The 11,603-nt window shown below is 71.4% G+C and carries 12 protein-coding genes; 7 read left to right on the forward strand and 5 right to left on the reverse strand.

The features are described 5' to 3' along the window. Nucleotides 1-130: 130 nt before the first annotated feature. From ABZ656_RS52080 to ABZ656_RS52100, 5 genes are all read right to left on the reverse strand, one after another. A complete protein-coding gene (locus tag ABZ656_RS52080) occupies nucleotides 131-766 on the reverse strand; it encodes a cytochrome b/b6 domain-containing protein (RefSeq protein ID WP_101406063.1) in 636 nt (211 codons plus the stop codon). After that, nucleotides 750-1,412: a molybdopterin-dependent oxidoreductase gene (locus ABZ656_RS52085; protein WP_360278968.1), complete on the reverse strand. Its 663-nt coding sequence runs from the start codon at nucleotides 1,410-1,412 to the stop codon at nucleotides 750-752. The genes ABZ656_RS52080 and ABZ656_RS52085 overlap by 17 nt, the downstream gene beginning before the upstream one ends. Nucleotides 1,413-1,628: 216 nt before the next feature. Further along, nucleotides 1,629-3,194 carry an APC family permease gene (locus ABZ656_RS52090; RefSeq protein ID WP_101406061.1) on the reverse strand — a complete coding sequence of 522 codons (1,566 nt, stop codon included), beginning with the start codon at nucleotides 3,192-3,194 and terminating at the stop codon, nucleotides 1,629-1,631. Nucleotides 3,195-3,238: 44 nt separating this feature from the next. Further along, entirely contained in the window at nucleotides 3,239-4,198 is a 960-nt protein-coding gene (locus ABZ656_RS52095) for a hypothetical protein (protein ID WP_101406060.1), read from the reverse strand. Between the two features lie 288 nt (nucleotides 4,199-4,486). Further along, a complete protein-coding gene (locus ABZ656_RS52100) occupies nucleotides 4,487-6,142 on the reverse strand; it encodes an FAD-binding dehydrogenase (protein ID WP_101406059.1) in 1,656 nt (551 codons plus the stop codon). Between the two features lie 312 nt (nucleotides 6,143-6,454). Here ABZ656_RS52100 and ABZ656_RS52105 point away from each other — a divergent pair, with 312 nt between their 5' ends. The 7 genes from ABZ656_RS52105 to ABZ656_RS52135 all read left to right on the forward strand — a co-directional run bounded on the left by ABZ656_RS52105 (nucleotide 6,455) and on the right by ABZ656_RS52135 (nucleotide 11,501). Further along, nucleotides 6,455-7,348 carry a DMT family transporter gene (locus tag ABZ656_RS52105; protein ID WP_101406058.1) on the forward strand — a complete coding sequence of 298 codons (894 nt, stop codon included), beginning with the start codon at nucleotides 6,455-6,457 and terminating at the stop codon, nucleotides 7,346-7,348. A 78-nt stretch (nucleotides 7,349-7,426) separates the two neighbouring features. After that, entirely contained in the window at nucleotides 7,427-7,948 is a 522-nt protein-coding gene (locus tag ABZ656_RS52110; protein ID WP_101406057.1) for an NUDIX domain-containing protein, read from the forward strand. Between the two features lie 31 nt (nucleotides 7,949-7,979). Next, the gene (locus ABZ656_RS52115; protein WP_101406056.1) at nucleotides 7,980-8,372 is read left to right on the forward strand and encodes a DUF202 domain-containing protein; all 393 of its coding nucleotides are present in this window, start codon (nucleotides 7,980-7,982) and stop codon (nucleotides 8,370-8,372) included. After that, entirely contained in the window at nucleotides 8,369-8,707 is a 339-nt protein-coding gene (locus ABZ656_RS52120; protein WP_360278964.1) for a DUF202 domain-containing protein, read from the forward strand. The genes ABZ656_RS52115 and ABZ656_RS52120 overlap by 4 nt, the downstream gene beginning before the upstream one ends. A gap of 101 nt (nucleotides 8,708-8,808) precedes the next feature. After that, nucleotides 8,809-9,105 (forward strand): hypothetical protein, encoded by a 297-nt coding sequence (locus ABZ656_RS52125; RefSeq protein WP_168507612.1) that lies wholly within the window; start codon nucleotides 8,809-8,811, stop codon nucleotides 9,103-9,105. 152 nt (nucleotides 9,106-9,257) lie between these two features. Further along, entirely contained in the window at nucleotides 9,258-10,280 is a 1,023-nt protein-coding gene (locus ABZ656_RS52130; RefSeq protein WP_101406053.1) for a phosphotransferase family protein, read from the forward strand. A 6-nt stretch (nucleotides 10,281-10,286) separates the two neighbouring features. Beyond that, a complete protein-coding gene (locus ABZ656_RS52135) occupies nucleotides 10,287-11,501 on the forward strand; it encodes an acyl-CoA dehydrogenase family protein (RefSeq protein WP_101406052.1) in 1,215 nt (404 codons plus the stop codon). Nucleotides 11,502-11,603: the final 102 nt, after the last annotated feature.

Here is an 11,603-nt window from a genome sequence, read left to right on the forward strand (position 1 = left end):
TCGTACTGGACGTACTTGGATCTGTGCCTGGTGCGGTGAGAGTGCGTGCATGGCGTCGCAGGGCAGACGGGAATTTGACGACAGGGCCTAGGGGGTGTGCCGGGGGCCGCGGGCCCCCGGCAGACTCGGTCTAGGGCCGCCAGAGGGGATGCTCCCGCTCCGCCCACTCCTGGCTCACCGAGCCCGTGCGCAGGCCGCGGCGGGCCTCCGGGTCGCCGAGGGCCATGCCGATGTGGCCCGCGAGGACGACGCCGATCGTGAGCGCCAGCCAGTCGTGGACGAAGGTCGCCGAGGTGCGCCACATCAGCGGGGCGAGGTGGGTGAACCACATCAGCAGCCCCGTGGCGAGCATGACCAGGGTCGCGCCGGCGATCCAGGCGGCGTAGGTCTTCTGGCCCGCGTTGAACTTGGCCGCCGGGCGGGACGCGGGGCGCCGGTCCCGCCGCAGCGCCGCGCGCAGCCACGTACGGTCGTGCGGGCCCCAGCGGTTGAGGCGGCCCAGGTCCGCGCGGAAGGCGCGGGAGACCAGGCCCGCCAGGACCGGTACCGGCAGCATCAGGCCCGCCCACTCGTGGATCCTGACCACCAGCTCACGGCGGCCGACGAGCTCGGCGAACATCGGGAGGTACAGGCAGGCCGCCGTCGCCACGCAGATCCCCATCAGCAGGGCGGTCACGCGGTGCACCCAGCGCTCGGCGCGGCTGAAGCGCCGTACGCGCGGCGCGGGCGCGGCGAGGGTCTGGGTGTCGTCAACTCGTGGGTGCATCGTCGCGTCCGTTCGAGCGGCCGACCCACGCGTCCACGTCGTAGCCACGGTCCTCCCAGTACCCGGGACGGAGGTCCTCGGTGACGGTGATGCCGGAGAGCCACTTGGCGGACTTGTAGAAGTACATGGGGGCGACGTAGAGGCGGACCGGGCCGCCGTGGTTGTGGCCGAGTGGTTTGTCCTGCATGCGGTGGGCCACCAGGATGTCGGGGCGCCGGGCCTGCTGGAGCGTGAGGCTCTCGGTGTACGCCCCGTCGAAGCAGGTGAAGCGGATCGCGCGGCCCTTGGCCTTGACCCCGGCGGCGTCCAGGAGATGGGACAGCCGTACGCCTTCGAAGGGGGTGCCGGGCACTCGCCAGCCGGTGACGCACTGGACGTCGTGCACGATCCGTGTCTGCGGCAGGGCCTTGAGGTCGGCCAGGGTGTAGCTGCGGGGGTGGTCGACCAGGCCGTCGATGGTGAGGCGGTAGTTCGACGCGTCCTTGTGCGGGACGGAGGAGGTCACCGAGTAGTAGCGGAATCCGCCGCCGTTGGGGAGCAGGCCGCTCAGCCCGGTGGGGTCGTCGGCGAAGAGGGACTCCAGGCCGCGCTGCAGGGTGGGCGCGGCCAGCACGCCGAGGGCGCCGAGTCCGAGCGTGCCGAGCAGGAGCCGGCGGCCGACGGGCGTGCCGGAGGCTTCCGGGTCCTCCGGTGGGCGCTCCCGGGGCCGGTCCGGTCCCCGCCGAGGGGGCTGTTCAGGGTTCACACACCCATACGAGCACCCGCGACCCCCTTGAGGCCAGCGGCAGCGGGTGCTCGTCAGACTTCCGTAACCACTTCTCACACACTTCTCAGAACGGGTGCCCCTGATCGGGCCGCCGGATCAGGGGGTGGACTCCGCCGCCTTGTCCAGCTGGAACGCCTCGTTGCCGAGTCCGATACGGGCGTGCGCCTCGGGTTTGCGGGAGCGCAGCACCAGGCCCTGCACCAGGCCGACGACCAGGGCGGCCGCGATCAGGGCGGGCAGCAGCCAGCTGAGCGCGGAGTCCGGACCGGCCCCGACCAGGATGTCGAAGTCCTTGACCGTGTAGCCCGCGATCACGAGGAGGGCGACGGCCGCGATCGCCGAGGTGGCCAGGCGCCAGGCCTGGGCGCGGGCGGCGCCGCGGCGGGCGAAGAAGACGATCACGGAGAGCGAGGCCGCCGCCATCAGCAGGATGACGCCGAGCGCGCCGACGTTTCCGGCCCAGGTGAACAGGTGCAGCACGGGCGCGGTCGGGTCACCGGTGGGCTTGTCGTCGGTCACGGCGAACGCGATCAGCACGATCACGGAGACGCCGGTCTGCAGCAGCGAGCCGGTGCCGGGCGCGCCGCTGGTGCCGGTGGTCCGGCCGAAGGCGGAGGGCAGCAGCCCTTCGCGGCCCATGGCGAAGGCGTACCGCGCGACGACGTTGTGGAAGCTGAGCAGCGCCGCGAACATGCCGGTCACGAAGAGGACGTGAAGGATGTCGGTGAAGGTGCCGCCGAGGCGCGACTCGGTGAGGAAGAACAGCAGTCCGGCGCTCTGCTTCTGCGACGCCCCGACGATCCCGGAGGGGCCCGCGGCGACGGTCAGCGCCCAGGAGCTGAGCGCGAAGAAGACGGCGACGAAGCCGATCGCCAGGAACATCACGCGCGGGACGAGGATGTGCGGGCGGCTGGTCTCCTCGGCGTACACCGGTGCCTGTTCGAAGCCGGTGAAGGCGGCGATGCAGAAGCACAGCGCGGTGCCGACGCCCGCCCCGGTGAGTGTGTCCGGGTTGAAGGCGTGCAGGGAGAGGCCCTCCTTGGCGGGGTCGGCGACGGCGGCAATGTCGAAGATGACGACGAGCGCCACCTCGACGACCAGGAGGACGCCGAGTACACGCGCGTTGACGTCGATCTTCAGCCAGGAGAGCGCGCCGACGGCGAGGACGGCGATCAGCGCCGGTATCCACCAGGCGACTTCGACGTCGGCGTAGGTGGCGAACAGCCCGGAGACCTCGAAGCCGAAGATGCCGTAGATACCGAACTGCAGCGCGCTGTAGGCGACGAGGGCGACCGCGGCGGCGCCGGCGCCCGCGGTCCCGCCGAGACCGCGGGCGACGTAGGCGTAGAAGGCGCCCGCGTTGTGGACGTGGCGGCTCATCTCGGCGTACCCGACGCTGAAGAGAGCGAGGACCACGCCGAGGATGACGAAGATCAGCGGTTCCCCGACGACGCCCATCACCGCGAATGCCGTGGGCATGACACCCGCGACCACCATGAGGGGGGCGGTCGCCGCGAGGACGGAGAGCAGCAGACCTCCCGTGCCGAGCCGGCCCGCGTGCAGAGCGCGGTCCTGGCCCTTGAAGGTGCTGATGGCGCCACCGGTCGTGGCGGGTCTACCCGTGTTCGAACTGCTCGAGGTGCTCGAACTGCCCGTCGTCATCGCGGGGCCGTCCTTTCGGGTTTCTCGACTTCTTGTGGGTGGGGTCACACCGTGCCGAGGGCGTTGTCGCGGGCGGCACGAAAGGCTCGGTACGGGTCGCGGTCCGGGTACGACCACGGCACCGGGGTGGCGTGCGGGCCGATGCGGTGGAACAGGGCGGCGGCCTCGGCGCCCCGGCCCTCGCAGAACTTGGCGTGGGCGAGGAAGTTGAGGTCGAGGTGGCGGCGGGGGTGGTCCTCGCGCTCCCACTCCAGCCACCAGTCGAAGGCGGCCTTCATCACCTGACGGGCCCGGCGTCCGACCCAGTGTCCGGAGGCGGCCGGGTCGGCGGACTCGCTGCCGGCGCCGGCCAGCACGCGATAGCGCTCGGCGTGCGCGACGACGGGCAGCATCGCGAGCGGAGAGTCGGCGGGCGCCTGTTCGGCCGCCCAGTTCGCGAAGTCGTAGACCTCGTGGAGGGGGTCCTGGCCGGCCTCGGCGCGGCGCTCGGCGAGCCGGGCGACCATCAGGTGGTGGGCGTGGTGGTGCTCGGGATAGCGGTGGCGCACCTCGTCGAAGAGCCGGACCACGTCGCCCTCGCTGCCGCGCGAACGCTCCAGTATCAGCAGGCCGAGCCAGGGGGTCGGGTCGGCCGGCGCGAGCGCGGCGGCGGCGGCGCAGGTCTCGCGGGCCCGCTCCGGGCGGTCCTTGCCGTGCAGGGCGCGCTGGACGGTGGCGCAGGCGAGGAGTACGGCGGCGTCGGCGGACTCGGGTTCCGCGAGCTGCCAGTCACGGGCCCAGGCGAGGGCGGCGGGCTCCTGGGCGAGGACGGTGACGCGGTGTCCGCGGCGGTCCCAGTCGTCGCCGGTGGCGGCGAGCAGTGCGCGGACCGCGGTCCATCGTCCCTGGGCCAACGAGGTGCGCGCGGCGACGAGTTCGACGTCGTCGAGGGCGGCGTCGAAGGCGTGGACCGCGCGTTTGCGGCCACGGCCGAGGGGAGGAGGGGGTGGCGGGGGTGGCGACACCGCGGGGGTTCCTCACAGACGCGGCTGGTCAAGGGGTGATCACGCAAAGCAAACCCTTGGCTGAGGGTTTACGTCAAGGCCGGACAGATCCGCCGAACGATTCAACTTCCCTTGAATGGCGCAGAGTTGATGTTCCCCCGCACGCTCTCCGGGACGGGAACCGGCTGGTGGGACAGCTCTCTCCGGGGGCGGGCTCGACTCCCTGCGGGGGCCGGGCCGTGACCGGACCCCGGTTCCCCGGAGTCCGGTCACGGCTGAAACCCGACCTCGCGACGGCCCCTGCGAGAGTCAGCTCACCGCCTCGGCGGCCGCTCGGCCCGCTGTGCGGCCGGAGAAGAGGCAGCCCCCGAGGAAGGTGCCCTCCAGGGAGCGGTAGCCGTGGACTCCGCCGCCGCCGAAGCCGGCGGCCTCGCCGGCCGCGTACACACCGGAGAGCGGGTCGCCGCCCTCCGTCAGTACGCGCGAGGAGAGGTCGGTCTCCAGGCCGCCCAGGCTCTTGCGGGTGAGGATGTGGAGGCGGACGGCGATGAGCGGGCCCGCCTTGGGGTCGAGGATGCGGTGCGGGGTGGCCGTACGGATCAGCTTGTCCCCGAGGTAGTTGCGGGCGCCGCGGATCGACATCACCTGGAGGTCCTTGGTGAACGGGTTCGCGATCTCCCGGTCACGCGCGACGATCTCGCGGCGCAGCGCGGCCTCGTCGATCAGCGGCTCCTTGGTGAGGGCGTTCATGCCGCGCACCAGGGCGCCCAGGTCCTTCTCGACGACGAAGTCCGCGCCGTTGTCCATGAACGCCTTGACGGGGCCCGGTACGTCGGCGCGCGCCCGTCCGATGACATCCCTGATCGACTTGCCCGTCAGATCCGGGTTCTGTTCCGAGCCGGAGAGCGCGAACTCCTTGCCGATGATCTTCTGGTCGAGCACGAACCACGTGTACTCGTATCCGGTCTTCATGATGTGTTCGAGCGTGCCGAGGGTGTCGAAGCCCGGGAAGAGGGGCACCGGGAGCCGGTTCCCGCGGGCGTCCAGCCAGAGGGAGGACGGGCCCGGCAGGATGCGGATGCCGTGGTTCTCCCAGATGGGGTTCCAGTTCTGGATGCCCTCGGTGTAGTGCCACATGCGGTCGCGGTTGATGAGGTGCGCACCCGTCTCCTCGGCTATCGCGAGCATCTTGCCGTCGACGTGCGCGGGGACGCCCGCGACCATCTTCTCGGGCGGAGTGCCGAGCCGCTCGGGCCAGTTCGCGCGGACCAGGTCGTGGTTGCCGCCGATGCCGCCCGAGGTGACGATCACCGCCTGCGCCTTGAGCTCGAACGCCCCGGCGACGGTACGGCTGCTGGCCTGCCCGCGCGCTGCGCCCGACGGCTCCAGGATCTCGCCGGTGACCGTGTCGACGGTGCCCGCGCTGCGGGACAGCCCGGTCACCCGGTGGCGGAACCTGAGCTGGACGAGCCCCCGGGCGACCCCGGCGCGCACCCGCCGTTCGAAGGGCGCGACCACCCCGGGCCCGGTCCCCCACGTGATGTGGAAGCGCGGCACGGAGTTCCCGTGACCGTTGGCGTCGTAGCCGCCGCGCTCCGCCCAGCCGACCACCGGGAAGAAGCGGACCCCCTGCTGGTGCAGCCAGGACCGCTTCTCTCCGGCCGCGAAGTCCACGTACGCCTCGGCCCAGCGGCGCGGCCAGTGGTCCTCGGCCCGGTCGAAGCCGGCCGTGCCCATCCAGTCCTGGAGGGCGAGCGCGTGACTGTCCTTGATCCGCATCCGGCGCTGCTCGGGCGAGTTCACGAAGAAGAGTCCGCCGAAGGACCAGTGCGCCTGGCCGCCTATCGACTGTTCCGGCTCCTGGTCGAGGAGAATCACCTTGCGGCCCGCGTCGACGAGCTCCGCGGTCGCGGCGAGCCCCGCGAGGCCCGCTCCGATCACGATCACATCTGCGTCGTAGGCCATGGGCCCGTCCTCTCGGCCTGCCGTCCGTTTCCGGTCGGTTTCTGTCGGCTTCGTCACGAGCCGGCGGCATCGTCGTTGGTTGATGAGACAGTGGTACGGAAGACATCAGGCATCGGCACCGGTCGAACAAGCACGGCCGCCGCTCGACCAGCCGTTGTTACTGATCGGTCAGATCCTTCGGCAAGAGGAGTGACCGAGTCAACTGCCCGGTTCCGGGTACTCCCGTGGGCAGGGCCCGGTCGATGGCACTACAGTCGGCGGGAATACGCGCGCGTGACCCGCTCAGACTCCCGATGTTTCGAGGTACCCAGCGTGTCGGTTCTCGTTCTGATCCTCTCGGTGAGCGCGGCCTGCTGTCTGGGCTTCGGTTTCGTGCTCCAGCAGAACGCCGCCTCGCACGCTCCGCTGAGCGACTTCCTCTCCCCGCGCCTGCTGCTCGACCTCATCCGGGTGCCCCGCTGGCTGGGCGGCATCGGGCTCATGGTGTGCGGCATGATCCTCGGCGCGGTCGCCCTGGGCAAGGGCGAGATCTCCCAGGTGGAACCCCTCCTCGCGACCAACCTGCTCTTCGCGCTCGCGCTCTCCCGCCATCAGACCAAGCACCCCCTGGGCCGCCAGGGCTGGGCGGGCCTCGTCCTGCTCGCGGGCGGGGTCACGGCGTTCATCGTGGCGGGCAAGCCCAAGGGCGGCGACTCGGTGACCGATCCGCTGCGGCACTGGCTGATCATCGGGATCATGATCGGGCTCGCGCTGCTGCTCACCACCTACGCCAAGCGCTCCCGGCTGAGCGCGGCGCCCGTCCTGCTCGCGCTGGCCGCGGGGCTGCTGTACGGCGTGCAGGACGCGCTCACCCGGGTCAGCGGGGAGCGGTTCGGAGCCGGCAGCTGGAGTGAGCTGCTGACCGGCTGGCAGCCGTACGGGGTGCTGGTGCTCGGGGTGACGGGCCTTGTGCTGGTACAGAGCGCCTTCGAGACGGCGGAGCTGCGGATGTCGCTGCCCGCGCTCACCGCCGCCCAGCCGCTGGCCGGAATCGTGTGCGGCGTGGGCTTCCTCGGGGACGAGCTGCGCACGGACGTGGGGGCACTCACCTGGGAAGCGGCGGGACTCGCGGCGATCGTGGCGGGAATCGTCCTGCTGGGCATGCACCCCGCGATGCCGTCGGGCACCACCAAGACCGAGTCGGTACGGGACCTCCAGCCGCATTGAGGGCGCCCGGCGGCGGCGTGCCGGGCCGCACGCACGGCGCGCACCGCGCCCGGCGCCCGCGGCTGCTTGGATGGGGCCATGAGCGCCGCTGACGAGATCCTCGACATCGTGGACGAGAACGACGTGGTCATCGGGCAGTCCCCGCGCGGCGAGGCGTACGCGCGCGGTCTTCGCCACCGCTGCGTGTTCATCCAGGCCCGGGACGCCCGGGGCCGGCTCTTCGTCCACCGCCGCACGCCCACCAAGCTCGTCTTCCCCTCCCTGTACGACATGTTCGTCGGCGGGGTCGTGGGCGCGGGCGAGTCCTACGACTCCGCGGCCCTGCGCGAGGCCGAGGAGGAACTCGGGGTCTCCGGGCTCCCTGGGCCCGTCCCCCTCTTCAAGTTCCTCTACGACAACGGCTCCGGCCAGACCTGGTGGTCGGCCGTCTACGAGGTCCGCTGCGAGCTCCCGGTGAACCCCCAGACGGAGGAGGTCGCCTGGCACGACTTCCTCACCGAGGAGGAGGTGGAGCGCCGTCTGACGGACTGGACGTGGGTGCCGGACGGCCTGGCGGCGTACGAGCGCCTGAAGGACTACCGGGCGACGGGCACCGACTGAGCCCCCGCCGGGCCCCGGTAGGGTCGATGGCGTGATCGAATTCGTACGGAACTTCCGGCTGTGGTTCGCGCCGGAGGAGGTCCGGCAGGAGGGCGTCACACCCGACTACCGGTTCTCGCTGGCGAACGAGCGGACCTTCCTCGCCTGGCTGCGCACCGCGCTGGCGCTGATCGGCGGGGGCTTCGCCGTGGATCAGTTCCTGCCGGACCTGCGCTGGGGCTGGCGGGTCGGCCTCGCGCTGGCCCTGCTGGCGGCGGGCGTGCTCTGCTCGCTGCGCGCCGTCAATCACTGGGTGCGCTGCGAGCGCGCGATGCGCCGCGGGGAGGACCTACCCGTGTCGCGCTTCCCGGCGCTGCTGAGCATCGCCGTCGCGATCGTGGCCATCGCGATGGTCGTCGTCGTCCTCGTCGGCTGGGAAGGGTGACCGTGCCCGGCCCGCGGGACCGTGCCGAGCGGGACCCTGGGCTGCAGCCGGAACGTACGCGGCTCGCGTGGCGGCGTACGACCCTGTCGAGCACCGTCGCCGCGGTCCTCGCGGCGAAGGCGGCACTGCACGGCGGCCCGTCGGCGATCGACGTGGCGACCTGCGCCCTGTGCTGCGCACTGTGGCTGGGCTTCCTGGCGCTCGCGCACCGGCGTATCCGGGTGCTCGCGACGTCCGGCACCGACGGCCCGCCCGCACTCGCACCGCGGCACGCGACGGCGGCGACCCTGTGCACCGTCGCCCTGGCCGTGTGCGCGGCGGCACTGGTGTTCTGAATCGGATCAAATGGGGCGTAATAGCGCAAATAGCGATGAATGCGGTTCTTTCTGGCGCTAGCCTGAGCCGTCATTTCACGCCACTCACGAAGGTGAGCATCATGACCACCCTTCACCTGGAGCACCCGACCCACGAGCACACTCACGGCCCGGACTGCGGGCACACCGCCGTGCCGCACGGCGACCACGTCGACTACGCGCACGACGGACATCTGCACCGGGAGCACTCCGGGCACTGGGACGAGTGCGAGCCGAGCGGTCACACGGCGCACGACGAGCACGGCCACCGGCACGGCGAGGGCTGCGGGCATCCCGCGGTCGCGCACGGCGACCACGTCGACTACCTGCACGACGGCCACCGCCACGCCGAGCACGACGGCCACTGGGACGACCACTAGGCGCAAGCACGCCACGCTAGACGCAAGCGCGCCCCGGCGTCTCCCCCGGCCCCCGGAGGGAGACGCCGATCACGTTTCGTCCGGGCGCTGGACGACATACCGACTGGTCGGCATCATGGTCGTGTCCCGTTTCCCGGCGTGCAGGAGAAATGATGAGTCCCGACCACCCGCCAGGTCTCGACCTCGACCGGCTGCGTGGCCTGCTCGACGGCGAGCGGCCCGGTCTGGTGAACGGCCCGCTGACCGGCCGGCTGATCGAGGGCGGACGGTCGAACCTCACGTACGCGGTCACGGACGGCACCACGAGCTGGGTCGTCCGACGGCCCCCGCTCGGGCACGTACTGGCCACCGCGCACGACATGAAGCGCGAGCACCGGGTCATCAGCGCGCTGCACCCGACCGCTGTCCCCGTACCGCGTCCGGTGCTGCTGTGCGAGGACGAGGAGGTGCTGGGCGCGCCCTTCTACGTCATGGAGTTCGTGGTCGGCACCCCGTACCGCACCGCCGAGCAGCTCGCCCCGCTCGGCCCGGAGCGCACCCGGGACGCGGTGCTCGGGCTCGTCGACACGCTCGTCGAACTGCACGCCGTCGACCCCGCCGCCGTGGGCCTCGCCGACTTCGGGCGTCCCGAGGGCTTCCTCGACCGGCAACTGCGCCGCTGGGGCAAGCAGCTGGACGCCTCCAGGAACCGTGAGCTCGCCGGGATCGACGAACTGCACGCCGCCCTCGGCCGTGAGCTGCCGCACTCCCCCGCGCCCGCCGTCGTGCACGGCGACTACCGGCTCGACAACGTGCTGATCGGCGAGGACGACCGGATCAAGGCGATCCTGGACTGGGAGATGTCCACGCTCGGCGATCCGCTCACCGACCTGGGCCTGCTGGTGATGTACAGCGCGCCGCTGGACCTGCCCGACTCCCCCATCAGCACGACCGCCTCGGCCGCCGGGCACCCGGACCCGGCCGAGATCGTCGAACGGTACGCCGCGCGCTCGGGGCGCGACGTGTCCGACGTCGCCTGGTACACCGCGTTCGCCTGGTTCAAGCTCGCCGTGATCCTGGAGGGCATCCACTACCGCTACACGCTCGGCCAGACGGTCGGCGCCGGCTTCGACCGCATCGGTGAACTGGTCCCGTTCTTCATCGAGCACGGTCTGACCACTCTTCAGGAAGGCTGATCCGTCATGGACTTCGCATTCGACGCGCGCACCGAGGAACTGCGCGGGAAGCTGCTCGCCTTCATGGACGAGTACGTCTACCCGGCGGAGGCGGTGGCGGAGGAGCAGCGCGCCTCGCTGGCCTCGCCGTGGGACACGCCGGCCGTGGTCGGGGAGTTGAAGGCGGAGGCCCGCAGGCAGGGCCTGTGGAATCTCTTCCTGCCCGACGCGGAGTACGGCGCCGGGCTCACCAACCTCCAGTACGCGCCGCTCGCCGAGATCACCGGCCGCAGCCCGCACCTGGCACCCACCGCGCTGAACTGCGCCGCGCCGGACACCGGCAACATGGAGGTGCTCACGCAGTTCGGCGACGAGCAGCAGAAGAAGCAGTGGCTGGAGCCGCTGCTCGCCGGTGAGATCCGCTCGGCGTTCGCGATGACCGAGCCGGAGGTGGCCTCCTCCGACGCCACCAACATCACCACGCTCATCGAGCGCGACGGTGACGAGTACGTGATCACCGGCCGCAAGTGGTACATCTCCGGGGCGATGAACCCCGACTGCAAGATCTTCATCGTGATGGGCAAGACGGACCCGGACGGGCCGGACATCCGCCGTCAGCAGTCCATGGTCCTGGTCCCGCGCGACACCCCGGGGCTCGAAGTCCGGCGCGCCATGCAGGTGTACGGCTACGAGGACCACTCCCACGGCGGGCACGCGGAGGTCGTCTTCGACCATGTCCGTGTCCCGGTGAGCAACCTCGTCGGCGAGGAGGGCGGCGGCTTCGCCATCGCCCAGGCGCGGCTCGGCCCGGGCCGTATCCACCACTGCATGCGGCTGATCGGCATGGCCGAACGGGCGATCGAGCTGATGTGCCGCCGGGCCGTGTCCCGTACGGCCTTCGGCAAGCCGCTCGCCCAGCAGGGCGTGGTCCAGAACTGGATCGCGGACGCGCGCGTCTCCGTCGAACAGCTCCGTCTCCTGGTCCTGAAGACCGCCTGGATGATGGACACCGTCGGCAACAGGGGCGCCCACACCGAGATCCAGGCCATCAAGATCGCCACCCCGCGCACGGTCGTCGACATCCTCGACAAGGCGGTCCAGCTGCACGGTGCGGGCGGTGTCAGTCAGGACTTCCCGCTGGCCGAGCTGTGGGCGAGCGCGCGCACCCTGAAGCTCGCGGACGGCCCGGACGAGGTGCACCAGCGGTCGCTGGCGCGACGGGAGATCAAGAAGTACGTGTGACCGTCCGGTCCGGTGGGGCGGTGACGGGCTTCTTCGCCCCCGCCGCCCCTGCCCGGTCCCGTCCCCTGGGGGCTGCGCCCCCAGACCCCCGCAAAAGATCGC

Origin of the sequence: Streptomyces sp. NPDC007095, assembly GCF_040634475.1 — a bacterium.
GTDB lineage: Bacteria > Actinomycetota > Actinomycetes > Streptomycetales > Streptomycetaceae > Streptomyces.